Raw genomic sequence first — 26,468 nt, forward strand, 5'->3', positions numbered from 1 at the left:
TAATGCACATCGCACAAGAATCTAATCAAGTAGCTAATTTTGAAAGTAAGTTATGGCCATGGGTTGTTTGCTTTAGTGCCTCATTATTTTTCTTTTATGAGTGCATTCAAGGTAATATGTTTGCCTCTATTGCCGACAATATTATGCAAGATTTTCATATCCAAGCTGATAAAATGGCTTACCTATCAAGCATTTACTATGTATCAAATGTTGTTTTTTTACTCGTGGCCGGTGTTGTTCTAGATAGATATTCTGCTAAAAATACAATTTTAGTAGCAATGTTACTTTGTATATTAAGTACATTTGTTTTAGCATACGCCCACTCTTTTTATTTGGCATTACTTTGTCGCTTTATAACAGGGATTGGTAGTGCATTTTGTTTTCTTGGTCCCGTTCGCATTGCATCACGTTGGTTTCCACCAAGGCGAATGGCCATGATCACTGGTGTCATCGTCACTATTGCTATGACAGGTGGTATGTTAGCGCAATATCCATTAGCTAAATTGGTAGGTCAGATTGGTTGGCGAGATTCGCTGTTTCAAGTAGGCTGGCTTGGCCTAGGTATGCTTATTATTATGTATTTTGGTATTGTTGATAAAAAAAATAGTAATCCGCCCATAGCAGTAAAAAATGGAAGAGAGTTATTAAGAATTGCAAGGAAAACTTATCTAAATAGCCAAAACATACGTGCTGCTTTATATGCAAGCTTGATGAATATGGCGATTGCTGTTTTTGGCGCGATGATGGGTTCATTATATTTAATGCAACGATTAGATATAACGAAAGAGGATGCTGCTGTTATTAACTCAATGTTGTTTTTAGGTGCTATCCTAGGAGGCCCATTTATTGGTTGGCTATCTGATAAGCAAGGACTGCGTATTTTACCAATGAAGATAGCAGCATTGTTATCATTATTAACTCTTTGCCTAATATTATATTTCCCGCTAAGTGCGCAGTTGATGAAGATTCTTTTTTTCTTCTTGGGCTTTTTTACAGCAGCACAAATTATAAGTTATGCTGTTGTTGCAGAAAGTAGTCCTAGTAATATGACTGCGACAGCAATAAGTTCTGTATCAGTTTTAGTCCAAGGCGGCTATATCCTTTATCAAAATTTGTATAGCTACCTTCTGATTCACCATGGAGAAGTTAAGTTTTTAAATAATATTCCTGTCTATTCTTTAGGGGACTATCAATTCGCTGCTCTCATGTTACCTATCGGTCTTATAATTGCTTTACTTGGTTTATTTGGCTTAAAAGAAACGTATGGAAAGAATTTGGAAGATTAATTCATGACAGAGAAAAGGGTATGTATTTTATTAATGGATTCTTTTGGTCTGGGCGCAAGCTTAGATGCTCATCGTTACGGTGATACAGGCGCCGATACTTTTGGCCATATTCATTTAGCTTGCCAAAAAGGGGAAGCTAGTCGCAGTGGCCTTCGAGAAGGGCCATTACATATCCCTAATTTAACTAAACTAGGTCTCTATCATGCTGCTTTAGCGAGCACGGGTGTTAAATTATTATCTCTTGATGAATTAGATAAACCCTCTGGATATTATGGCTATGCTGTTGAGCAGAGTTTAGGCAAAGATACACCTAGCGGTCATTGGGAATTAGCGGGTGTTCCAGTCAAGTTTGAATGGGGTTATTTTCCAGAAACCGTCCCTTGTTTTCCTTCGAAATTAATTTCTGATTTCTTAGCGCAAACAGGTTTGCCGGGCGTACTAGGTCAAAAGCATGCTTCAGGCACTGTTATTATTGAAGAACTTGGTGAAGAACACATTAAAACCGGTAAGCCTATTGTTTATACTTCTGCAGACAGTGTTTTTCAAATTGCGGCACATGAAGAATATTTTGGTTTAGCTAAATTATATCAAGCATGTGAAATTGCTCGTAAACTTGTTGATGATTATAACATTGGCCGTGTGATTGCAAGGCCATTTATAGGTGAGCCAGGTTCATTTAAACGTACGGGTAATCGCCACGATTATGCAACCCTTCCACCAGCGCCAACCTTACTTGATTTTTTAAAAAAGCAGGGCCGAGAGATTATTGCAATTGGAAAAATAGCTGACATTTTCGCTCATCAAGGCTTAACGAAAACTATTAAAGCTGATGGTAACATGGCCTTATTTGATGCTACCTTAGATGCTTTAGAGAGAGCGCCAGGGGGAAGTTTAATTTTCACAAACTTTGTAGATTTTGATTCTTCTTATGGACATCGCCGAGATATTGCTGGCTATGCTCATGCTCTTGAAGAATTTGATGCACGACTTCCAGAATTACAAGCCAAGCTAAAACCGGATGATTTAGTGCTTATTGCCGCTGATCATGGATGCGATCCTACTTTTCCTGGTTCAGACCACACACGTGAGCATATCCCCGTTTTAGCGTTCGGTCCTAAAATAACAAGTACATTTATTGGACGACGAGAAACGTTCGCTGATATTGGCCAAAGCTTAGCTCAGTATTTAGAGATAAAACCTCTACTTCATGGGGTATCTTTTATTTAAGGTTTGGAAAGAGATCTATTTAAATAGTTGAGTTGCTCTTTTTACAAAGACGATATAATCTGATTGACTCGCTTACCTTATTGAATACTTTAGATTAATTAACCACAAAAAGCTTATGCAGGTTTAAACTTTAAACAGTTTAGATACTCATAAGCTTCGTGTTCAAATCGTGAAAATTTTTACCATGTCCCATTGAATTTTTGTAATAAGCCCCCACTTGATGAATTTAACTTAATTTAGATTAGAGGTAATAGTTTTGGAACAATATCGCGGTACAACTATCCTATCAGTAAGGCGAGGGAATACAGTCGTTATTGGTGGTGACGGTCAAGTCACTATGGGTAATACGGTCATGAAGGGAAATGCGCGTAAAGTTAGGCGTTTATATAAAGATAAAGTAATTGCCGGATTTGCAGGTGGTACCGCTGATGCTTTTACACTTTTTGAGCGCTTTGAACGCAAACTTGAAATGCATCAAGGGCATTTAGTACGAGCTGCTGTAGAGTTAGCGAAGGATTGGCGTACCGATAAAATGTTACGCCGCTTAGAGGCATTACTAGCAGTAGCAGATAATAAAGCTTCTTTAATTATCACAGGTAATGGTGATGTTATTGAGCCAGAGGAAGGTGGTTTGATAGCAATTGGTTCAGGTGGGCCATTTGCTCAGTCTGCAGCAAGAGCATTATTAAAGAATACAGATTTGTCTGCTAGAGATATAGTAGAAAAAAGTCTAAATATAGCGGGTGAAATTTGTATTTATACTAATCATCATTTAACTATTGAAGAATTGGAAAGTGACAGTGAATAATATAATTAACACGATGACCATGACTCCACGTGAAATTGTTGAGGAGTTAAATAAACATATCATTGGACAAGAGGAAGCTAAGCGCGCTGTAGCTATTGCTCTACGTAATCGTTGGCGCCGTATGCAAATTAAAGATCCTGATTTGCGTAATGAGATAATGCCTAAAAATATTTTAATGATTGGGCCTACCGGTGTAGGGAAGACAGAAATTGCAAGACGCTTAGCAAAATTGGCACAAGCGCCTTTCATTAAAGTAGAAGCAACTAAGTTTACTGAAGTAGGCTATGTAGGTCGTGATGTCGATTCAATTATGCGTGACTTGGTTGATGTGTCGATAAAGCAAGAGCGCCAATTAGCAATGAAAAAAGTTGAGCATTTATCGGAAGAAGCTGCTGAAAATCGTGTGCTTGATGCTCTATTACCACCACCGCGAGGTAGTATAACGCCTGCAGAAAAAGACAGTGCAACAAGGCAAGCTTTTCGTAAACAATTACGTGAGGGTGCGCTGGACAATAATGAAATTGAGATTGATTTAGCTGCAACACCCGTTGGTATAGAAATTATGGCCCCCCCTGGTATGGAAGAAATGACTAGCCAGTTGCAAGCTATGTTTCATCAAGTAGGTAGTAACCGCACGAAGACTCGTAAATTAACAATTGCCAAAGCGATGAAGTTACTGCGTGAAGAAGAGGCAGCAAAGTTAATTAATGAAGAAGATATTAAATCAAAAGCTATTGAGAGTGTTGAGCAAAATGGTATTGTCTTTATCGATGAATTAGATAAGGTTGCTAAGCGCGCTGAACATGGTAGTGGTGGTGATGTATCGCGGGAAGGAGTACAACGTGACTTATTACCTTTAGTTGAAGGCTCAACTATTTCTACTAAATATGGCCCTGTTAAATCTGATCATGTACTCTTTATTGCATCAGGCGCATTTCATGTTGCAAAACCATCTGATTTGATTGCCGAATTACAAGGTCGCTTACCAATTCGCGTAGAATTAAGCGCTTTAACTGTAGACGATTTCGTCCGTATATTAACTGAGCCCAGCAATTCCTTAACAGAACAATATATTGCTCTCATGGCTACGGAAGGATTACAGTTAACATTTGATGAAACAGGAATTAAAAGAATTGCTGAGGTTGCTTGGCGAGTAAATGAGCGTACAGAAAACATTGGTGCTCGTCGACTTTACACTGTCATGGAGCGGCTTTTAGAAGTTGTGTCTTTTGAAGCCACAGATAAAGCTGGCGAAATTGTTCATGTTGATAAAGCGTATGTTGACGCTCATCTCGGTAAATTAGTAGAAGATGAAGATTTAGCGCGTTACATTTTATAGTTAAGATTCCCATATGGGAATCTCGCTATCAATGGTTGTTTAGCGATTCTCAGATTGATTAATAACAACTATATTCTTGTTTGTCGGTGTCCCGCTGCTAAATAATTCACTTAAACTTATCGATAAAGATTGTTGTAAAAGCTTATCATTTTCTTTAAATATATCTTCCCAAGGAAGGGTTGTAGTGCTGCCTTCAAAGTCATATTGATCGGGCAAATTATAGGGCAGATGCTTACTTAGCCAATATAAAGAAATTTCATTTAAATTTCTGCTTAATAAATATCGTCCATCAATGCCCGTATGAACTAAATTGATTTTTTGTAATTCAGTAATCATATGATCGCTATCAATTTCATAGGGTTGTGTGCTTGCTTGAATAAGCTCATCAAGACATAGCCCTTGGCCTTCTTTTTGTTTTAGCCATAATAATTGTAGCCATAGTAAAGCATGAGAAAAGGGATCAATGGGCTTTCCGCTACGTCTTTTATGATGAACGGAAAGTGCATAGCTTACCTCAGCGCCTAATAAAGTAATAAACCAGACCCAATAAACCCAGACAAAGAAAATGGGTACTATTGCAAAAGCGCCATAAAGTAATTGATAGGTGTCATAGTTAGATAAATAAAAAGCAAATGCTTGTTTGGCTGATTCAAATAAAATTGTTGCAAATAAACCGCCAATAAAACCATGCCAAAATTGAATAGGACGATTAGGAACGATGACATATAAAAAAGTAAAGCCTATAAGCGAAAGTAAAAAAGGTAGCATACTTACAATAAAGGAAGGGGTTTGTTGATTTTTTAGGAAAGGAATAGAAATTAAATAAGAGCTAGCTGCTAGACTTAAACCTAAAAAAATAGGGCCCAGCGATAAAATAGCCCAGTATAATAAAAAAGCAGCAACGCCTTTTCTAGCGTTAGATACACGCCATATTTTATTCATGGCGCGCTCGATAGTAACCATAACAAGAATGGCTGTTACAAATAAAAAAGCCACGCCCCATATGGAAAGTTTAGATACTTGTGCTGAAAAATCATGAATATAATTTTGTATTGCTTTACCAGTTGCAGGAACAAAATTTTCAAAAATAAAATCTTGGACGGGACCCGTAAAGTTATGAAATACAGGAAAAGAAGATAAGATAGAAAAACCAACTGTCATTAATGGAACTATCGCTAACAGTGTAGTAAAAGCTAATGCAGAAGCACGATAGGTGCAATCATCTTCAATAAAGTGATTAATAACAAAACGAATAAATCGCTCTAACCTATCCCAGTATAAATTGGCTTTTTTTCTCCAGTCCATAGACAGTTCCATTATTTTAGTAGGTTAATATGCCTTAAATTAACCTTGTAATTTTAGGCCCTATTTAAACTGCTGGTGCAGAAATAGAGAGCTCTTCTTTTGATTTTAAAGACAAAGCAAAAACGCCTACTAAACCTAATAAATATATTAAACCAGCTATTGCACAGTATAAGCCAAAATAATTATTGTTATGATGAGCATAAACATGATTTGCAATTTCTACACCAACGGCTTGCGCTATCATACTAATTAAACTAATCATGGCGTAAGCTGTCCCTTTACTTACTGGCGTTGAAAATAAAACATATCTATTCAGTGGTGCTGCTGTAACGCCTAAGCCAAAGCCATATAAAGTTAAACCAGGTAAAAGCCACTCAAAGCTCGAATTACTGAGACTAGGTAATAAAAATGTAGCAAGTAAGCCTGCAGTGGCTAACATTGAGCCAAAGAAAATAATGGGTTTGAGAGCTTTCTTGCGCGTTAATTTATGTAAATACCAATTGCCTAATAATCCTGCTCCGAAAATAGGTAATTGCCAAAGGGCATAAGCAATCACGCTTAATTTTGCATCAGCAACAATGATAATTGGTGAAATTGCAATCCAGGCAACACAGGGAACGCCAACAATGCCAGCAGCCAATGCACCTACCATAAAGCTCGGATTAGTTAGCAGTTGCATATAATTTCTTAAAACAACTCTTGGTGCTAAAGAGATGCGTGGAATGATTTGCCCATCTTTTTTTTGAGCACCGACAGGCTCTGGCATAAATCGCCATAAACCCCATAATGAGAGTAAAGCAAAAGAACCAATAAGTACGAAAATACCACGCCAATGAAAATAAAGAATAAAGGTAGCACCTGCCAACGGGCCTAGCAAGGGTGCCAATGATGCGACATTAGCTAATGTTGCCACCAATCGAACCGCATCCATTTCATCAAAAATTTCTTGTAAAGTTGCATATCCGATGACACCAATGAAACAAAGACCCATTCCTTCAAAATATCGAGCTAATAAAAATTGACCAATTGAATTAGAGCAAGCAATAAAAGCGGTAAAAACAAAAAATAATATAGCACCCGTGAGCATAACTGGTTTTCGGCCAATTCGATCAGAGATTGGGCCTAGGAAAAGCTGCAAACTAGCTCCCCCTAAAATATAAGCTGTTAATGAAGTGGCAATTGCAGACTCAGGCCCATGAAAAGAAGTAATAACCTGAATCATACCAGGCATGATCATATCATTGGCAATATAGGTTAAAAATTGATAAAGCACGAGAAAGCTAGCAAAAGATAAGGCTTGTTTCCGTGAAATATTAATTAATGGATTTGCCATGCCAAAACTCCAATGCAGCAGGTATAAAAGTCCTCTAATTGTACAGAAAGTCCTTTTAAATGTCATTAACTTGTCTAATATTTTTTTAAAATATTAAGAAGGTAATAATAACTCGTTTAGTTAAGTCTTTCATCCTTAAGTTTTATTTAAATAATATTGGGACTAATACCTAGCCATTTGTTAAAAAGAACTTCAATTGACAAGTTTTACAAGATTTAGGTTTCTTAGCAACTATAATGACTAAGCTTGTTAAAAAAGATAGAAAAGGCATTAACAGTAGCTTTATCTTGCCTACGTTACTTACGATTGTATTTGTAAAGTTCATTACACTTGATTAGTTTGAGAACATATAATAAAAGTCAATAAAAGGTTAAACTTATTCAGTTTTAGTATTAAGAAGGAAATAAAGTAAAATGAAGCCCTATATACTTGTTTTATTCTATTCAAGGAATGGCGCTACAGCCCAATTGGCACAATACCTAGCACGTGGTGTAGAAAGTATAGATGGGATTGAAGCGCGTATAAGAACAGTACCGCCAGTGTCGACGGTTTGTGAGGCAACAGAAAAAGCAATACCTGACGTAGGTGCTCCATACGCTACCTTAGAGGATTTACGGCACTGTAGTGGGCTTGCATTAGGTAGTCCAACGAGATTTGGTAATATGGCAGCACCATTAAAATATTTTTTAGACAGTACTACGGCTTTATGGCTGACAGGTGAGTTGGCTAATAAACCAGCTTGTGTTTTTACATCGACTTCGACTATTCATGGTGGCCAAGAGACAACTTTAACAAGTATGATGCTACCGCTATTTCACCATGGGATGATCCTGGTTGGTATTCCTTATACAGAACCTGTATTAAATACGACAAAAACGGGTGGTAGTCCATATGGTATGTCTCATGTCGCAGGAATCGATAATAGCTATCCAATTAGTGATGATGAGATAGTATTAGCTAAACAGTTAGGTAAGCGGCTTGGTTATATTGCCCTACAATTACTTGAAAAGTCTTAATTCTTTCGAATAGTTAATCAATCAATTAAGTCCATAGGTGGCTAATCTTCATAACTTGCTCGCAAAATTTAGGTTGTTAAATATCTACTGGATCCCGTGGACAAGCTACGGGACGTAGAAATAAAGGGGAGCCGAGTTCTTTCGCTACTTACTTTTTGCTTGACCCACCCATGCCTTCCTCTAACTATCACACCCACACCGCACTTTAACCATTACCTACGTTCCGCGGCTTATTGGCGTTATTCAGTAAGATATAAGTCATGGGCAATTTGGTTCAGTATACTATCCTGATTGTTAAGACACAGGCATGTTGACAATTCACCAACTGCCTACGTTCCGCGACTTGTTCGCGGAATCTAGTTAAGTTATAGGAAGGAGATTATGCAGATAAGTTATAGCATAGGGATATAATGATAAGCTCAGTTTAACTTTTTCATTCGTTACGAATTAAATTCTTTTCTATGTTAAACTATTCCTCTTAGTTAACTTATCAATTAAAATTTGTAGGACAAATGGCTGTTGTTAATTTAGAAGATTTAAATATAGTTGAGCTTGAAATTCTCCTTGGCCATTTACGCTTAGGTGAAGCGCATTTAAGAAAAAACTTAAATAAAAGACAATTTAAAAGTTTACTACAACTAGGCTCGCTTAATCTTACTCAACGTAATAATATTCAATCTGATGGTAAAGAAAAGTCAGGGAATGTCGCTTTAGTCCTTAATTGTATTATCACCAGTACCTTTGGTGCTTGGATGGGATTTTCTGGCTTTATGGATCTCCATCTTAATTCATTTATTACTCTTGCAGGCATTACATTTATTGCGCTTTTAACAAGCAGTTTAGTGGGGTACTTTAGCTTTAAACTGACAGCCCAAAATGCTCAAGCAGCAATTAATACCCAAAAAATTCTTAATGTGCAATTACATGTTACTCGCTTGATTTTGGAGAGAAAGCAAGAACAGATTGAGTCAATCATTAAATATCTTAATCATTCGCTTAATTATCTTTATAAAAATACACCTAGTGTTGGCCGTAATCCATTGCTTGAGTATTGTGCTTTTAATGAAAATAACGATTTCATTAATTGGATTAATGATCTATGTTTCGTAATTCGCCAGAAATGCGAAGAAGTCCAATCCGAAAGTATCTATGAATTTTATGGAGATAGACTCAATGAAATTCTAAATAGCTTAAATGGGTTATTAACAACTCACTGGATTATTAATGCTGATAGCGATATTTCTGTGGTTGATTTAATGGAAAAGAAGGGATGGAGTTTATCTTTACCCGATGATAATAGCTCTTTTATTCAAGTGTTATCAAACCCAGTTAACAAAAGAGATCCTTTTATTAAGCAGAAATCATGGGTAAGAAAAAATTTATTAGCATTAATTGCTGGCGTTATTCCAACCTTAATGGGGGGCTTTGCCTCTATGTTTGTATTTCTGGCCGGTGGACCTAATTTAGCTAGAGAGCTAGGCCTACATTCACTTGCTCAGGCATTAAGAAACCCAAGTGCCCGATTAATTGAATTTAGTATTGCTGTCTCTTTAACAATTTATTACGCCTTGTCCTATGCTTATAGTAATTACAAACTTTTTTTGCGTGATGAAGAAGCTGAAAAAACAAAGAAAAAAATAGTAAAAGAGGAGCAGTCGATTATTGATTTAACTACAAAGTTAAATGTTTTAGAAAAAATGAAAGAGCAAATGATGCGTATTATTAATATTTATACAGCTCTTGAAAAAATAGCCAATATTTGGGTTGTTAAGAAAAAGGAACTTAATAATTACATTAATTTAATTAAGATTCAAAAAGTTAAGGAAGAAAGTAAGCTTGCTAATAGGGAGGCTAATTAGAAGTAAATATTGCATTAGGAATTTGAGCAATTAACGTTAGCCTAATAAATAAGCTAGAAATAAGACAGGATAATAATGAAGACGATCATGGCGCTTTTACTGTTTGGGTTAAGCAGCTGTGTTTCTGCGATATCCAGTAATTCACTCCTTTTTTTTACATCATCCGATGCTGATATAGCACCTCTACATAAAAATCATTATATTTTAAATTTAAATAAGCCTGCTAAATATATTATTTATTTTACTCCTGGCCAAAATAGGATGAGTTTAATTCCCCTAGAAAACTTCATTTCTCTTTGGGGTAACCAAACATTAAAAAATAATTTTTCTACTAATCCACCGCAGGCAATTCTTATGATGGTGACAGCAAACGGACAACAAAATATACGTGCAACAGTGGCCAATCCCAGTCTAGTTAAAGATACCTTTAGCTTTCAGATTTCAATTTTTACTGCCCAACCTTTAAAAATTGAGAAATTGAAATTTGCTACGCTTATTTTCGATAAAGTGGCAGATACTATTGATTTTTCTAATTTAAAACCTACTACTTATATTGAGCCTGACACTGAAGAGAAGAATACTTCTACAGTAAATGAACCTTAATTAATAAATTTTCAAATTAAAGAAATCCTACATTTACTCCCTATATATATGTTGCTATAGTTTGTTCCCTTATTAGACTTCTTTCGAAAACTCTACTGCAATGGCCAATTTACAGGTTGCGGCAGTGCTCGAATCCTCATGTACTTTATGTACACTCCGGTTCTGCGCGTTGGTGCACCCTACAACTTGTTTCATTGCAGCGAGTTTCGAAAACTGCAACTTAGCTCTTTGTAGCGAGTTAGGAAAAAGTCTTAATTGTATTAATTAAATTATTTAAGAGTATCACTGTGCGAGTAATTACTTTTAATGCCAATGGCATCCGATCAGCTGCTCGGAAAGGATTTTATGAGTGGCTAGTTTGTCAAGAGGCTGATTTCATTTGTATTCAGGAGACAAAAGCTCAAATTCACCAACTATCCGATGTCACCTATCATCCTTGCGGTTACCATTGCGATTATTATGATGCCCAAAAGCGAGGATATAGTGGCGTTGCAATTTATGCTCGTCATAAACCGCATGCTGTTGTAAAAGGCCTAGGATTTGATTTTTGTGATCAAGAAGGGCGATACATACAATTTGATTACCCTAATTTAAGTGTTATTTCACTGTACTTGCCTTCTGGAACCAGTGGCGTTGAGCGTCAAGGGATTAAGTTTAAGTTTCTCAAGCATTTCAAAGAACATCTAATTACATTAAAGCAGCAGAGAAAAGAATTAATTCTTTGTGGTGACTATAATATTGCTCATAAAGAAATCGATCTTAAAAATTGGCGAAGTAATCAAAAAAATTCTGGCTTTCTACCAGAAGAAAGGGCTTGGATGGACGAGCTATTTGGTGTATTAGGCTTTGTAGATGCCTTTCGGTTAATTAATCAAGAGCAGGACCAGTATACTTGGTGGTCTAACCGAGGTAGAGCTTGGGAAAAAAATGTTGGGTGGCGGATTGATTATCAAGTGATTACGCCAGGTTTAATTGATAGTGTGCATCAAGTTGCTATTCACCGTGAGGACCGATGGTCAGATCATGCGCCCTTAATTATAGATTATCAAGGAGACTGGTGTGCTTAAATTAGCTACTTGGAATGTCAATTCACTTAAAATTCGACTTGAACAAGTGTTAGTTTGGTTTGAAGAACATCAAGTTGATATTTTAGCCCTACAAGAGACTAAGCTGACCGATGAGAATTTTCCCCATACTATTTTTATAGAACGTGGATATCATGCTGTTTATTCTGGACAAAAAACTTATAATGGTGTTGCTATTATAAGCCGGCAGCCTATTAAAGATGTCCTAACTGATATACCTGATCTTAACGACCCACAACGACGTATCTTAATTACCACAATTGGTGAAATGCGCTTAATTAATCTATATGTGCCTAATGGTGCAATAGTGGGCTGCGATAAATATCATTATAAATTGGACTGGCTAAACAAAGTTAATACTCATATCCGGCAAGAATTAATTAACTATCCTGAGCTTGCTGTAGTCGGCGATTTTAATATTGCGCCTGAGGATAGAGATGTTCATGATCCAATCGAATGGGAAGGAAGTGTTTTAGTTAGTCCTAAAGAGCGCCAGCAATTTGCCGCTTTATTAGAATTAGGTCTACATGACAGCTTTAGGCTTTTCCCGCAAGAGGATAAGTTATTCAGCTGGTGGGATTACCGTGCTGCCGGATTTAGACGGAATCGTGGCTTACGCATAGATCATATATTACTAAGTACAGAATTAGCGAAAAATTGTATCTCTGCTTATATTGATAAACTTCCAAGAAAAGTAGAACGGCCATCTGATCATGCGCCGGTATTGGTCGAGCTAAACTTTGATTAAAACCGAAATTTTTTTAATAATTAATATACTGCTCTATTTATCCACTAAGCTCGAGTTAATCAATTCCTGGGGTTGGACGCCATAGTCCCCAAAGAAATATTAAACAGACAGAAATCATTGCCACTGATAAGGAAATTAATCCAAGTTTTATAAGGATTTCCTGCCAAGCAAAAGCTTGATACCCCTTACCTTGCAATAGGCATTAGCCGTGCCCTAGCGCCCCAGGCTCCTGCCATAAAAGTTGTAATCCAATTCAAATAACAACCAAATATTGAAAGTCTATATCCTCATGTAAGTAAACGTTTGGATAACCAGAAGCGGTCCCATATAAGACCTATCAAAAGAAGAAATATGCCATTTTGAATACCTTCAAGATGACTTGTTAGGCCCATCCTTGGGTTTTTCATTAAAGGAATTATAAAACCGGTAATTAATCCTAATAAAAATAGTAAAATTCCATATCGTAATAACTTATGGCTTTGCTCCGCATTAGTGTTATTCAATTAGCTAACTCCATTTAATTTATAAAGTCTGGTGACATTTTTCTAAAGAATTATTCAGAGCAGCTTTTATATCATCTCCTAGTTTATTATATAGCCCTTTTTTGAAAATCAATAATCTGAATATTTAAGGGCATTGATATTAAAATAATTAAGGCCTAATAATAGCTTGATTAATTATTCATCTTAATTTCAAAAAATATTCTGCAATTACTGTTTAAAATTTGAACTATAATAATGATAAAATAATGGTCAATAAGAGAGATTTATATGATATCCAAAAAACTCACTCTTTTAGGAGCAAGTATTTTTCTCAGTTTTGGCTTATTAACAAGTAGTTACGCCAATTGGAACTGGAATACGCATCGCGTTTGGACAAAATGTTATAATGGTGTCTGTCACCGTTATGCTAATACTTACACAAAACACTGTGGTTGGGGTGGTTGTCGTGTTTGGAAGACTCACTACCATTGGGTATGGCGAAGATAAGAGTGGGATTATAAAAAAATTTTAAATAAAAACAGTTGATTTAATTTGATGTAGGAAGATAAAGAAAGAGGTAAATTTAATTTGATGTAGGAAGATAAAGAAAGAGGTAAATTTAATTTATTAACTGTTAAGTTTTGTAAACAGTTTTGAAAAATTGATTTATAATGCCATTTCTGCTAATCTCTGCCGTCATTTATTAAGAGTATGGTGCCCGGCATAGGTTCAGGTGGCGATATTCGTTTTGTGAGAGATACGTCTATGAAAGCTTCAATTCATCCTAAATATGAAACTATTAAAGTTACTTGTAGTTGTGGCCATTCATTTGAAACACGTTCAACCTTATGTCAAGATTTAAGTGTTGAAGTGTGCGCAGAGTGCCATCCTTTTTACACTGGTAAGCAAAAGCTTGTTGATACCGGTGGTCGCGTACAAAAATTCCGTGATCGCTACAAAAAACGCGAAGCTGAACGTGCTTAGCATAGTAATTCATCTACGTAATTGGACATCGTCTTACTTAGATTGTATTAACTGAAATAGCTTTTATGATCAAAAATTGAACCACTAATGTAAAAAATTAGCTGTTTCTTGTATGTTAAATTTGCATACACACTTAAAGGCGCAATAAAATGTGCCTTTTTCCTGAAAATGACTGTTCATATTTATTATTTTTCTATATGATTTTTCGCTAAGTCCTATGAAAAGAGAGTAAGCACATTGGATAAAAATTTATTAGCTCAACGTGCCTTGCATTATCATGCGTTCCCAACACCAGGAAAACTTGGTATGCATATTACGAAACCGACTAATTCGCAAGACGATTTATCGTTAGCGTATACGCCAGGTGTTGCTGAACCCGTACTAGCAATAGTAGAGAATCCAGATAATGCGTTTCGCTACACCTCTAAAGGTAACCTAGTTGCGGTTATTACAAATGGTACTGCAGTTCTTGGTTTAGGCGATGTAGGCGCATTGGCAAGTAAACCTGTAATGGAAGGCAAAGCAGTATTATTTAAACGATTTGCAGACATTGATGCATTTGATATTGAAATTGAGGCTGCAAGTACCCAGGAGTTTATTACAACAATTAAGCGTATTTCACCAACGTTTGGTGGTATAAACTTAGAAGATATTAAAGCACCAGAATGTTTTGAAGTTGAAAGAGCACTTATAGAGCAATTAGATATTCCTGTTTTTCATGATGATCAACATGGTACCGCTATTGTTGTTGCAGCAGGCTTACTCAATGCCTTAGATTTACAAAATAAATCTTTAAAAGATGCTCGTATAGTATGTATTGGAGCAGGGGCTGCTGGTATTGCCTCAATGCAGTTACTAGTAGCATTAGGAGCATGTAAAGAAAATATTTATCTTCTTGATACTAAGGGCATTGTTCATTCAGGACGAGAAGATTTAAATGCTTATAAATTTGCTTTTGCTCGCACAACAGACAAACGTACTCTTGCTGATGCGTTAGTAGGTGCAGATGTTTTTATTGGTGTTGCAAAGCCAGACCTTTTAAGTGCTGAGCTTTTAAACTTAATGGCAGCAAAACCTGTTATCTTTGCTTTATCTAATCCTGATCCAGAAATTAAACCAGAATTTGCTTATCAGGTTCGTAATGATCTTATCATTGCAACTGGCCGTAGTGATTATCCTAATCAAGTTAACAATGTACTTTGTTTTCCTTATATCTTTCGTGGCGCGCTTGATGTTCGTGCTACATGCATTAATCGGTCGATGCAAATTGCCGCGGTTGACGCAATTCGGTCATTAGCCTTAGAACCCGTACCGCAAATTGTAAAAGATAACTATCCAGGTGTTTCAGACTGGGAATTTGGGCCTAATTATATTATTCCTAAGCCCATTGATCCTCGCTTAAGAGAACGAGTAGCTCAAGCTGTAGCAAAAGCAGCAATAGCAAGTGGTGTAAGCCGCTCTATACAACCGTGATTAGCTAGAAGGCTATCAGTATTAATATAATGATTTTAAACCAAAGGATATGGTACTTAACCTCACGTTAAGGAGCTTATTTTGCATAGTAATAGTAGTAAAAGGTATTTTCTCAGTGCTTGGTTAATTTGTGGGCTTGGCGCTATTTATTATAGTTATGAATATTTATTAAGAATATCGCCTAGTGTGATGGAGCCCGCGCTGCGCGCGCATTTTCACTTATCTGCAACAGGCTTTGGGTTTTTATCAGCGTTTTATTATTACGCTTATGTTCCAATGCAAGTACCTGTCGGTATTTTATTAGATCGCTTTGGTCCTAGGCGTTTACTTACTTTTGCTTGTTTTGTTTGTGCTATAGGGACTTTTTTATTTGCAAGTACATCTATTATCTGGGTAGCAGCTTTAGGTCGTTTTTTAGTTGGTTTTGGTTCTGCTTTTGCCTTTGTAGGGGTATTAAAATTAGCTACTATTTGGTTACCAGAAGATAAGCTTGCTTTAGTGTCAGGTCTTGCTGCAGCATTAGGCACAATCGGTGCTATGTTGGGAGATAATTTATTAGGTGAGTTTGTAACTAAAATTGGCTGGCGTCCTACAGTCGAGATGACAGCTTATTTTGGTTTATTTCTAGCATTTGTATTATGGTTAGGTATTCGCGATAAAAGTAAAGCAGAAGGCCCTAGTGGCACGATTGCCAGCTTTCATAAAAGTATGATTGATCTGGGACTTATTATTAAAAATAAACAAATGTGGATAAACGGTGCAATTGGTTGCTTAGTTTATTTACCGACTACTGTCTTTGCTGAGTTATGGGGTATTCCTTATTTAAAGCATGCTCATCACTTGACTTCAGCGAGTGCTGATTTTGCCAACTCTCTGCTTTTTCTTGGTTTTACAATTGGCGCACCTCTAATGGGATTTATTTCAGATAAAATAAAAAGACGTAAATTACCCTTATTAATTGGTGCATCAGGCGCTGCCATCATTATGATGGCTGTATTATATTTGCCTAATCTAAATGAATTAAGTATTCAAATTTTAATGTTTTTGTTAGGTCTTTTTTACAGTGCACAATGTATCGTTTTCGCTGTTGGAAGAGAGCTTAGCCCAAATGAGGCGGCTGGGACGGCTATGGCTTTAACTAACATGATAGTTATGTTTGGTGCGATGTTTTTACAGCCTTTAGTGGGCCGATTATTAGATTTTAGCCTAGCTTCTCATGCAAATATAGTAATATCTGCGGATAAATTAGGCTTTGGTAAGCTTCATAGTTTATACACGGCTGATGATTATCAATTTGCATTATCAGTGATTCCGTTAGGAATTATTATTGCTGCTATTTTAACCTTTTTTCTGAAAGAGACTTATGCAATTACAAATGATTAAAACGGTCAGTAAAAGCCAAGCCATTTTTGGTAGTCTTGTTTGCGCCGTAGGTGCATTCTTTTACTGTTATGAATTTGTTCTAAGGATTATACCTGGTGCGCTACAAAGTGAATTGAGTGCGGCTTTCGGCCATATTTCAGCGACTACCTTTGGGCAATTGTCTGCATTTTATTATTTTGCTTATTCGCCGATGCAATTACCTGTAGGTATGCTCATGGATCGGTATGGGCCACATAAATTATTAACTTTTGCTTGTTTATGTTGCACACTTGGTTCGTGGATGTTTACTAATATTTCATCTATGTTAGTTGCTGGATGTGGTCGATTTTTAGTTGGTTTTGGATCTTCTTTTGCCTTTGTTGGCGTTTTATCTTTAGCACTGAGCTGGCTACCTAAAAAGTATTTTTCCTTAATGGCAGGATTGATAACAACATTAGGTATGTTGGGATTAGTTTATGGGGAAGTAAAAATTACGGATATTGCAGTTGATTTTGGCTGGCTACATGTTCTTCGTTTAATGATAATCATTGGTGCTGTTTTAACAATAGTGATTTCTCTTGTTGTACGGGATGGTCCGACTGGCCATAAAAAGCATGGCTATCCTTTACCAGAATTTTTTATGAAAGTATGGCATGTACTTTCTTCGCCACAAGTATGGTTAATTGGGCTTGTGGGCGCCTGTCTTTATACTTCTTTATCTGTTTTTGGCGAGCTGTGGGGTAAAAGTTACCTAGAACAGGCCCATCACTTAACCAAAGTTGAAGCTGCAAAAACTGTTTCAGCCATGTTTTTAGGATGGGCAGTAGGCGCACCTTTAGTAGGTTATTTATCAGATCAAAGTGGACGGCGCGTATTACCCTTAGTAGTTGGGGCTATCATGGGTTTAATTTGTATAAGTTTAGTGTTGTATTATCCAGGCCTATCGTACACTGCCCTTAACGTACTATTATTCCTATATGGTGTTTTTAGCTCAACTGAAATTATTGTTTTTATCATGGCAAAAGAAAATAGTGGCGCTCAGCTATCTGGAACTGTATTTGCGGCAGTGAATATGATTGTAACCTTAGGCGGCGTTATCTTTCAGCCGTTAGTTGGTAAATTACTTGATATGTTTGGTGATAGTAATGTTGTCGCTGGGGAACACATTTATACAGTCGTTGATTATCAATTAGCTTTATCAGTTTTACCCATTTCATTATTATTAGTGACGATATTAGCATTCTTTATGAAAGATTTTCGTTCAAATACAATTTAGCTAAATACTTTCTAGCTAACTTATTGATTTGAAGCATTGGCTTTAAAAATAGCCATGAGCTCCTGAGCGGGTCTACGGCTTAGTGATTGGCAGCTAATAAAACGTTTAACAGGGAAAGAAATGATATCACTATCTTGGTAGTGATATCGGGTAAATGCTGTATCATGATTAGAAACAATAACGGTTATCCCCTGACTGGCACTGTATTTTGCTAATTGTGCAAGCTCTATATGATCTTGCTCGCTAAATTTAAATTGGGTATAAGAGGAAAAATTTGCACTAGCCGATAAAGGCACATAGGGTGGATCACAATAAATGATATCGCCTGGTTCTGCAAGCTTAAAAGTTGCTCTAAAATCACTTTGCAAAAATTTTACTGCTTGGCTTTTTTCGTAAAAAAATAACATTTCTGCGCGTGGAAAATAAGGTTTAGTGTAGCGTCCAAAAGGAACGTTATATATTCCTTTTTTATTGTAGCGACACAAACCGTTATAACCATGCCGATTTAAATATAGGAATAAAGCGGCTCGTAATCGAGGGCGCTTACAGTGATTAAATTGCTCTCTTAATTGATAATAACGATCAGCTGAATTATTCCCTGGCGTAAAAAATTGTTCACAGAAATTAATAAAATTTAATCCTTCTTGCTGTAATGCTTGAAACACAAGAATAAGATCTTGGTTTTGTTCTGCTAATAGATAATTAGAGTAATTAGAATTAATAAAGATAGCGCCAGAACCAGCAAAAGGTTCTATTAAACGCTTAGCTTGAGGAAGTGCAGAAAGAATAATATCAAGGCAGCGAAATTTACTACCAGCCCATTTAAGAAAAGGCTTAACTTTTGTCATAAAAAATATTTATCTCTAATTAACTAATAAACTTCACTGACAATTTATGAAGAATTCCAATATTAAACTAGCTTACTAAATTATAGGTTGTTATATGGCAATTACTTTATTGATGGCGTATCCAATTTATAATATATAATAAAGTAAGTCCAAATCCAAAAATTGCTCCAATTGCAGGCCCAAATAAAAGACGAGCTCCAAGACCAAGTAGCGCACCTAAAAGTATACTAAGGCTTAATACACCAGCAACTATATAACAAAATTTGATTAGTGGCCGAATAGTTTCATTAGATAGGCTAACAGGTAGTTTTTTATTAAGGTAAACACATAATGCAGTAGAAAGGCCTGTTCCAATACCTCCTAAGCCACTACCAAGCGTTAATCCAATTAAGGTGACTACTAATAAATCGATGGTAGCTGCAGAAATAGGGTATCCTAAAAGAACTGCAGGACATAGAGTACATACATTAAATTGTTGAATTAGCGCTCCTTTGTATAAATAACCGGTAATAGCGCCTGTAATTCCTCCACCTAAGCCGCCTCCTATAGCACCTAAAAGAGATCCAATAACGAAACCAATATAAAGGCTAGGCGTCATAATAAGGCTTTCAACCATTTTTTTAAATTTCGTTGTATTCATTATTTATTCTCGTAGATATTATCCAACAATTTTAGGTAATAGCTTGGCTAATTTATGTAAGCGGCCATTTGCAACTTTTTGATAAAGATTATTAAAAGTGGCCTCGAGATCTATATAATCAAAAGTAGCAGTTTGCATCAAGCACAATACTCTATATCCAAGCTCTCTATTCTCATGCAATAATTTATCAACCAATTTCATAAGATGTTGGTTTTCAATCCATTCATCCATTTCAAATTTTGAATAGTCCTTCATTAAGTGCTTAGCAATATAATCTGATATATCTAAACCCTCATTTTTAATTTCATCGGCATATAAGCGCTTCAATTTCCTAATCAGTGCTGCATTGCTCATTAAATAAGAAAATATTTTCCTGCGATTAAATAATTTGTTTTCTGTTAAGAGAATATCGGAAATTTTATCCGTTAATCTATTATAGTTACTTTCAGATAAATTACCTGTTTCTAAAAATTCCTTTTTTTCTTTATCCATTTTTTTTAGCATGAGTTGGAATGCCTCATTAACTAACTGAGGTATAGGCACTAAGCCATCAAAAATCCGTATGTCGATACTAAAAGAGATAGGTAGGAAATCTTTAATTTCAAATGATTTTGAGTCATTATTCCATGTCTGTGTTCTTGTTACAGCCAATAAAATAGCACTGAGTCCCATATGTTTTGCTAAAGGTGCTTTCGCCTTAGTATACCCCAAAGGCCCAACATTACTTAAATAAACACCATAGCTTCCCGGAGCTGGAAAAGGATAAACATCATAGTCACCATTATAAAGTAGTGTCTCAGAACTATCTTTTAATGCAGGAGATTCTAATTCCAGTTGGGTACGTTTTTTATAGGCTTCTACCATTATCTTTTTGTGTCGTTCAATCTTTTCTACTAAGCTTTCTACATTAAATTCATGACAATTTCTAAAACCAATCGTCCCTATTTGATCAGAACAATTAGGTAACTTTTCTATAATTGATACATATGCACCCTTAATAGAGTGCATTTTTTTATAACTAAGAAAATTACGTAATTGATCATGTGAAATAAGGACATAACTTATTGCTTGCATCACTAGGGCGGTTAACAATTCGTGCGGATACTTATGATCAAAAAAACCAAAATTGCTAATATCTAAATTAAACTGAGCTGTCATTATTGGATCGCCAGTAAAATTGAACTCAGTTATTAATGCTTTACGCATGGGTGACATCTCTATTTCAGAGATCTCTTGATAAACCTCATTTCTGATTTCATTAACTTGAGGCTTGAATTCTTGACTAAGGTAATTATCTAAATGAAATGCTAGCTCCCATTCTTCACTAGGTGTCATATTAATTTTCTTTAATTGACTTTTGTGCTTTTCATATAGCTCTCTAACAAGATTTTCTCTCCCTTGTGGGGTAAGTAATGCAGTTATTGCAGTGGCATATTGTGGTTGAGACAAAAAAGCAGAAATAACAAGTGACTCTAGCTTGCTTAATTCTTCTTCAAGAATGTCTGTTTGTGGTAAACCAATTTCTTTATATAATTCTGTTTCGGAAACGTGCCTATGTTCGTCGTTCAATATAATCTCAAATAGTTCGCGAGCGACATCATTATTGTACATAGCTGAAAATATTTCTTCTACCAAGCCTTCACATACTAGGTTCATAACAGCCAAACCTATTTTAGGACATTCAATCGAGCGAACGTAGCAACAGATTTTTTCAATTTTTTCATTATAGGTAGGTGGAAAATGGTGGGGAGCAGATAAAGTAAAAGCGACTCTCGTGAATATTATTGCGTGGAATATCTCATCAAGTAGCTGAGCTCGTAGTTTTTCTTTTAAAAAAGGATTCGCAATTTTTTCAGCAAATCGTAAAGGTAATTGAATAGCCAACACTTCTAACTGCGCCATTAAAGAGAACATGTAGATATATAGTTGTTTCTCATGTTTTAATTTAAAAGGAAGGCCATTACTGAAAAACTGTTCTAGGCGTCTATTAATGTCTTGTTTTTCTTCCGACGTTAGCTTGTTCCATCCTTCTTGAATCCATTGTTCAGCGCCCCAAATTGGATATATTAATTCATTAATTACTGTATGCATATTTTCCCTCAAAGACATAGTAATTGCTTATGTCATGATGTGAACTAGAGGCTTTAATATAATTTATTAAAATATATTCGGATTTCTAAAAATTTAAATATATCTTAAATAACCAAATCTAATAATCTTATTGAAAAAATTTTGTGGTTAATTTCATCACCAAAATGATTAAGAGATCCTAATTTTTGCGCTCAAGAACATATTGAGCTAATTCTTGCAAAGCTTCTTTGTAGGTAGAATTAGGAAGCACGTTTAATGATGCAATAGCCGACTCAACTTTTAGAGCAGCTAAATTAAAAGTGTACTTAATTGCGCCTGTTTCAGCTAAAATTTCAAGGATTTGTGGCAACAGTTCCAGCGAGCCTTGTTCAATACTTTGCTTTATAATCTTTTGTTGAGCTTGATTACCTTGTTGTAACGCATAAATTAGAGGTAGTGTCGTTTTTCCACTTGCTAAGTCATCGCCAATATTTTTTCCCATTATTTCTGCGTCAGAGCAATAATCTATGGCATCATCAATTAATTGAAAAGCTGTTCCTAACTGTAAACCATAGTTGTATAAACCCTGTTGAATCTTAATATCAGTTTTACTAATAAGTGCTCCAAGTTTGGAGGCTGCAGCAAAAAGAAGTGCTGTTTTAGCTCTGATTGAATCAAAATATTCCTCAACACTAATATCAGTACGGTAAACGCTAGAAAATTGCTGTATTTCACCATTGCCTATTTGAGGAGCGATACTAATTAAGAGTTGAATAATACGGATATCACCTAATTCAACCATGAGTTCTAGGTGTTTAATAAATAGAAAATCACCAGCTAAAATACTAGCTTTGTTCCCCCATAAAGTATTAGCTGTTTTCCTGCCACGTCGTAAAGTGGAAACATCTAGCACATCATCATGTAAAAGCGTTGCGGTATGAAAAAACTCAACCATAGCGGCCAATATAATATGTTCTTTGCCTTGATAATTACAAGCCCGACTAACGAGAAGAACTAATAAACATCTTATTCTCTTGCCCCCACCCTGAATTACATACTCAGCAATATCATTCATAAGTTTAATTGGAGATTGAATTTTCTCCATAATTAAATCATTTACAGCATTTAGATCATCTCCTACTAAGAGACGTATTGCATCAATTCCCATCAATGACCTATTAAACTTAAACAAGGCATCATGCTATGCTCGAACTCTATTTAATGTCAACAATACTGACAACACTTTCTGGATTTAAACAGCAATTGTAAGCAGAAATATTGCAATAATCATAACTAAAATTAATGTAAAATTACCACCTGGTACCATGTGCGAATTTTGGTTTGTATCTAATTTACGGGCACGCCAGGTCATTATAGAAGGCAAAAGCAATAAAAGTATTACACAACATACACCTGCATAACTTAGTGCATGTAAGTAAATACCTGGATTGATCAAGACAATTGCTAATGGCGGTAGAAAAGTAAGGGCAAGTACCCATTTGCCTTGTAGGCCCGTTTTCCTTAACGATAATCCATCTGCTAAAAAGTCAAATAAGCCTATAGATACACCTAAAAAAGCTGTAATCATACAAATAGAGGTAAAAAAACCAAAGAAACCCGTAATCCAAGTATTTTGTACAACATCACTTAATGCTTCAGTAAGACCGCTTGTAGCATGATTACTATTCATAAGTGCTAAGAGGCCATTTTCGCCGCCTCGTTGGACTACACCCATAATAACCGCGTCCCAAATGATATAACAAATAAGAGGTACTAGTGAACCAATAAGGATTACTCGCCTTAAGGTGGTAATATCATCTTTAAAATAATCTCGTAAGCTTGGAACAATTGATGCAAAGCCAAATGATGTAACTAAAATCATTAAACTACCGGTGATGGCTTGTGCTGAGCCTCCTCTTAAGGAGCTAAGATCAACATGTGGGCTAATAATAATAACTAGCAATAAATAAATACCTAATTTACCGAACATCAGACCCCGGTTAACATAATCAACCGCACTAATACCTGCATAAACGATTAAACTAAAAAAGAAGGTAAATAACAAAGATGTCAGCCAAGCAGGCAAATTATAATGTAATCGTTGTAATAGGCCATCAAAAACATCACTACCCCCTGAAATATAGGCTGATAGAAGGGTATAAAGTAAAAATAAGTAGGTAAGCCAGGCGATAATTTGTCCAGGTAAGCCAAGCGTAGATTTAGCCATAGACACCATATTACTACCCGCTGGAAGGCGTAAATTAACTTCTAAAATTAATAAAGCGCCAATAGTCATAATTAGCCAGCAAAATATTAAAAAAAAGATAGAATTGGTAAATCCTGCGCCAGCTGTTGAAACGGGTAAGGCTAGCATCCCGCCACCAATAGAAGTCCCTACAATTAATAGCGTTCCCCCAATGAACTTTGACTTTGACACAAAACCAATCTCTTTGTTTAACATTAAACCAATATCCTATCTTTTATTTGTTAAATTGTCAATCTACTTACGTATATTCCCTAAGTAATATTTATAATCAAAACACCTGTATTATGGCGTTGATTAAAAGAATTATTGAGATAATTATGATAGCCCAAGGTGTACAAAAACCGCCTAGAACTTGATATCGCCCGGTAAACTTTTTTCTACCATAAGCTACCATTAAAGCTGGAAGAAGAAGTAATAAAATAACACAAATTATTCCAGCATAATTAAGTGCATGAATATAGGCGCCTGGATAATAAATTACAATTAAGAGAGGAGGTAGAAAGGTTAAAATAAAAAGTAATAACCCGTTGCGACCTTTCTGTTCTACTTTAAGACCGTCTGCTAAAAAGCTAATTAAACAAAGCGCAACACCTAAGAAAGCAGTTAACATACAAATAGAAGTGAAGAAATTAAAAAAGGTATTGATTGTTGTACTTTGTACTGTAGAGGATAATACGTTTGCTAAATCACTAGTAGTATGTTCACTTTGCATCAAAGCAGCCAGTCCCTTTTCGCCTTGTGCGGGTAACGAGCCAATAATAACGGCATTCCAAGCTAAATAACAAATTAAGGGTATTAATGAGCCAATTAAAATGACTTTACGTAAAGTAATAAGATCATCATTAAAATAATCTCGCAAATTAGGTACAATAATAGCAAAGCCAAATGAGGTAATTAAGATCATAATACTTGCATTAATATAACGATAATTACCTTCTGCTAAATTCACCATATGAACATGCGGTGCAATTAGAATAACTAAAATCAAATAAACAGCTAGCTTACCAAACATCAGGGCTCGATTTAATAAATCGACTTTATGTATGCCACTGTAAACAATAGAACCAAATAAAAGAGTAAATAGAAGGCTACTTTGCCATTCCTGTAGAGATATCCCAACCCGCGAAAATAGGCTACCCATAACATCAGCCCCACCTGAAATGTAGGCAGATAAGAGAGTGTAGAGTAAAAAAAGATAACTTAACCAAGCAACTAATAAACCCGAATTACCCAGTGTTGCAGCTGCCATAGAGACCATATGTTTACCAGGTGGTAAATATAGATTAGCTTCTAGAATGAACAAAGCACCGAGGGTCATTATAGCCCAGCATAACAATAGAAAAATTGATGAAGACCAAAAACCTGCGGCTGCGGTTGCAACAGGTAATGCCAGCATTCCTCCACCAATAGATGTACCAACAATAAGTAGGATGCCACCAATAAACTTTAAATTCATTTAATTCTCAATTAACAACAATATCTACTACTTAAAATCCTTTTTTTCATTAATCCAGTTTATTAAGTATGGCTCTACCTTAACAGTGTTACTATTTAAAAGCCAGTCACACTGTTAAAATTTTATTAGACTTCTTTAGAAACCATCATTGAGGGGCAATCTCATCTGAAAAAAGGTCTTAAAAGCCTGTCCCCATGTAGATGGGGATGCTCATATACTTTAGGATACGGTACTTTTTCAGCCCTTTTTTCGTCTGACTTTGTCTCCTCACTAGCAGTTTTAGAGGAAGTTTATTTCGTCATGCCAACGTAGGCTGGCGGTGCAGAAATAATAGGTGTATTTGCACATTGAATTTCTAAGCGACGATTTTGTGCGCTACCATGAATTAATCGATTATCCGATACTGGGTATTTATCACCATAACCTTCAGCATTAAGGCGCCTAGCGTGAATATTATTCGCCCATAGAAATGTTAACATGGCTTCTGCTCGTGCTTGAGTAAGGGTGTTTTTATGATAGCGTGAACCTACATTATCAGTGAAACCAGCAACATAAACTGGGCCAATCGGGCAAGATATTTTAATGACGCTAGCAATAAGCATTAAGCCTCGATAACAAAGCTCATTGAGTTTAGCTGAATTAAAGCGAAAATATCTGTCCGTAGGTACAATTAATGTCGTCGTATCGCCATATTTAACATATTGGACATCAGCTCGTTGTAGTTCTCTTAACATATATTGCCTACTATTTTTATAAAGGCCATGCCCAACTACAGTGGCTGCGCCAATGGCGGTACCAGCAAGCGTTGTGCCGACTGTCCCACCTACAACAGCACCGACAACGGTCCCTGCGGTTGCACCTACGACAAAATCCCTACCAACACGATTATAAGGTTGAAAATTATTATAGGGTGGTTCGTAGCGGGAGCAACCACTAAATAAAAGCGTTGTAAGGCTCAATACAGTTAACTGTTGGGAAAAGAACCTACTTAACATTCCCACT

General features: G+C 36.0%; 24 protein-coding genes. 14 read left to right on the forward strand and 10 right to left on the reverse strand.

From position 1 onward, the window contains the following. Positions 1-2: 2 nt before the first annotated feature. From E1P04_RS09810 to hslU, 4 genes are all read left to right on the forward strand, one after another. Entirely contained in the window at positions 3-1,286 is a 1,284-nt protein-coding gene (locus E1P04_RS09810) for an MFS transporter (protein WP_242604423.1), read from the forward strand. 3 nt (positions 1,287-1,289) lie between these two features. After that, complete coding sequence (locus E1P04_RS09815; RefSeq protein WP_131782729.1) at positions 1,290-2,513, forward strand: phosphopentomutase; 1,224 nt, start codon at positions 1,290-1,292, stop codon at positions 2,511-2,513. A gap of 256 nt (positions 2,514-2,769) precedes the next feature. Continuing rightward, positions 2,770-3,321 carry an ATP-dependent protease subunit HslV gene (hslV, locus tag E1P04_RS09820; RefSeq protein WP_131782730.1) on the forward strand — a complete coding sequence of 184 codons (552 nt, stop codon included), beginning with the start codon at positions 2,770-2,772 and terminating at the stop codon, positions 3,319-3,321. A gap of 13 nt (positions 3,322-3,334) precedes the next feature. Then, a complete protein-coding gene (hslU, locus tag E1P04_RS09825; RefSeq protein WP_207386007.1) occupies positions 3,335-4,660 on the forward strand; it encodes an ATP-dependent protease ATPase subunit HslU in 1,326 nt (441 codons plus the stop codon). A 39-nt stretch (positions 4,661-4,699) separates the two neighbouring features. Here hslU and E1P04_RS09830 read toward each other — a convergent pair whose 3' ends face one another. After that, entirely contained in the window at positions 4,700-5,965 is a 1,266-nt protein-coding gene (locus E1P04_RS09830; RefSeq protein ID WP_131782731.1) for a YihY family inner membrane protein, read from the reverse strand. Positions 5,966-6,029: 64 nt separating this feature from the next. Then, on the reverse strand, positions 6,030-7,298 hold the full coding sequence (locus tag E1P04_RS09835) for an MFS transporter (RefSeq protein WP_131782732.1): 1,269 nt from the start codon (positions 7,296-7,298) through the stop codon (positions 6,030-6,032). A gap of 413 nt (positions 7,299-7,711) precedes the next feature. On the opposite strand from E1P04_RS09835, the gene wrbA reads away from it, so the two are divergent. The 5 genes from wrbA to xth all read left to right on the forward strand — a co-directional run bounded on the left by wrbA (position 7,712) and on the right by xth (position 12,609). After that, entirely contained in the window at positions 7,712-8,314 is a 603-nt protein-coding gene (gene wrbA, locus E1P04_RS09840; protein ID WP_131782733.1) for an NAD(P)H:quinone oxidoreductase, read from the forward strand. A gap of 512 nt (positions 8,315-8,826) precedes the next feature. Further along, a complete protein-coding gene (locus tag E1P04_RS09845; RefSeq protein ID WP_131782734.1) occupies positions 8,827-10,173 on the forward strand; it encodes a hypothetical protein in 1,347 nt (448 codons plus the stop codon). Positions 10,174-10,248: 75 nt separating this feature from the next. Further along, positions 10,249-10,776, forward strand: coding sequence for a hypothetical protein (locus E1P04_RS09850; RefSeq protein WP_131782735.1), 528 nt, complete (start codon positions 10,249-10,251; stop codon positions 10,774-10,776). 287 nt (positions 10,777-11,063) lie between these two features. Further along, a complete protein-coding gene (locus tag E1P04_RS09855; RefSeq protein WP_131782736.1) occupies positions 11,064-11,843 on the forward strand; it encodes an exodeoxyribonuclease III in 780 nt (259 codons plus the stop codon). Then, complete coding sequence (gene xth, locus E1P04_RS09860) at positions 11,836-12,609, forward strand: exodeoxyribonuclease III (RefSeq protein WP_131782737.1); 774 nt, start codon at positions 11,836-11,838, stop codon at positions 12,607-12,609. The genes E1P04_RS09855 and xth overlap by 8 nt, the downstream gene beginning before the upstream one ends. Before the next feature lie 287 nt (positions 12,610-12,896). Here the strand turns inward: xth and E1P04_RS09865 are convergent, their stop codons facing one another. After that, positions 12,897-13,112 (reverse strand): hypothetical protein, encoded by a 216-nt coding sequence (locus E1P04_RS09865; RefSeq protein ID WP_131782738.1) that lies wholly within the window; start codon positions 13,110-13,112, stop codon positions 12,897-12,899. A gap of 267 nt (positions 13,113-13,379) precedes the next feature. On the opposite strand from E1P04_RS09865, the gene E1P04_RS09870 reads away from it, so the two are divergent. The 5 genes from E1P04_RS09870 to E1P04_RS09890 all read left to right on the forward strand — a co-directional run bounded on the left by E1P04_RS09870 (position 13,380) and on the right by E1P04_RS09890 (position 18,186). Next, complete coding sequence (locus E1P04_RS09870) at positions 13,380-13,598, forward strand: hypothetical protein (RefSeq protein WP_131782739.1); 219 nt, start codon at positions 13,380-13,382, stop codon at positions 13,596-13,598. A gap of 258 nt (positions 13,599-13,856) precedes the next feature. Beyond that, positions 13,857-14,075, forward strand: coding sequence for a 50S ribosomal protein L31 (rpmE, locus tag E1P04_RS09875; protein WP_115332589.1), 219 nt, complete (start codon positions 13,857-13,859; stop codon positions 14,073-14,075). Positions 14,076-14,312: 237 nt separating this feature from the next. Then, positions 14,313-15,548, forward strand: a complete 1,236-nt coding sequence (locus E1P04_RS09880; protein ID WP_131782740.1) for a malic enzyme-like NAD(P)-binding protein — start codon at positions 14,313-14,315, stop codon at positions 15,546-15,548. Positions 15,549-15,629: 81 nt separating this feature from the next. Continuing rightward, entirely contained in the window at positions 15,630-16,931 is a 1,302-nt protein-coding gene (locus tag E1P04_RS09885; protein WP_242604424.1) for an MFS transporter, read from the forward strand. Then, a complete protein-coding gene (locus E1P04_RS09890) occupies positions 16,912-18,186 on the forward strand; it encodes an MFS transporter (RefSeq protein ID WP_131782741.1) in 1,275 nt (424 codons plus the stop codon). The genes E1P04_RS09885 and E1P04_RS09890 overlap by 20 nt, the downstream gene beginning before the upstream one ends. A gap of 20 nt (positions 18,187-18,206) precedes the next feature. Here the strand turns inward: E1P04_RS09890 and E1P04_RS09895 are convergent, their stop codons facing one another. The 7 genes from E1P04_RS09895 to cmpA all read right to left on the reverse strand — a co-directional run bounded on the left by E1P04_RS09895 (position 18,207) and on the right by cmpA (position 26,461). Next, complete coding sequence (locus tag E1P04_RS09895; RefSeq protein ID WP_131782742.1) at positions 18,207-19,034, reverse strand: Dam family site-specific DNA-(adenine-N6)-methyltransferase; 828 nt, start codon at positions 19,032-19,034, stop codon at positions 18,207-18,209. 106 nt (positions 19,035-19,140) lie between these two features. Continuing rightward, complete coding sequence (locus E1P04_RS09900) at positions 19,141-19,674, reverse strand: hypothetical protein (RefSeq protein WP_131782743.1); 534 nt, start codon at positions 19,672-19,674, stop codon at positions 19,141-19,143. Positions 19,675-19,692: 18 nt separating this feature from the next. After that, positions 19,693-21,765, reverse strand: a complete 2,073-nt coding sequence (locus E1P04_RS09905) for a hypothetical protein (RefSeq protein WP_131782744.1) — start codon at positions 21,763-21,765, stop codon at positions 19,693-19,695. A gap of 178 nt (positions 21,766-21,943) precedes the next feature. Beyond that, complete coding sequence (locus E1P04_RS09910) at positions 21,944-22,912, reverse strand: polyprenyl synthetase family protein (protein WP_131782745.1); 969 nt, start codon at positions 22,910-22,912, stop codon at positions 21,944-21,946. An 84-nt stretch (positions 22,913-22,996) separates the two neighbouring features. Beyond that, positions 22,997-24,181 carry an amino acid permease gene (locus tag E1P04_RS09915; RefSeq protein WP_165482738.1) on the reverse strand — a complete coding sequence of 395 codons (1,185 nt, stop codon included), beginning with the start codon at positions 24,179-24,181 and terminating at the stop codon, positions 22,997-22,999. A gap of 97 nt (positions 24,182-24,278) precedes the next feature. Then, positions 24,279-25,466 carry an amino acid permease gene (locus tag E1P04_RS09920; RefSeq protein ID WP_131782747.1) on the reverse strand — a complete coding sequence of 396 codons (1,188 nt, stop codon included), beginning with the start codon at positions 25,464-25,466 and terminating at the stop codon, positions 24,279-24,281. Between the two features lie 290 nt (positions 25,467-25,756). After that, entirely contained in the window at positions 25,757-26,461 is a 705-nt protein-coding gene (gene cmpA, locus E1P04_RS09925; RefSeq protein ID WP_165482734.1) for a C-OmpA-like family protein CmpA, read from the reverse strand. Between the last annotated feature and the right edge of the window lie 7 nt (positions 26,462-26,468).

It is taken from the genome of Legionella gresilensis, from assembly GCF_900639865.1.
Taxonomy (GTDB): domain Bacteria; phylum Pseudomonadota; class Gammaproteobacteria; order Legionellales; family Legionellaceae; genus Legionella_C; species Legionella_C gresilensis.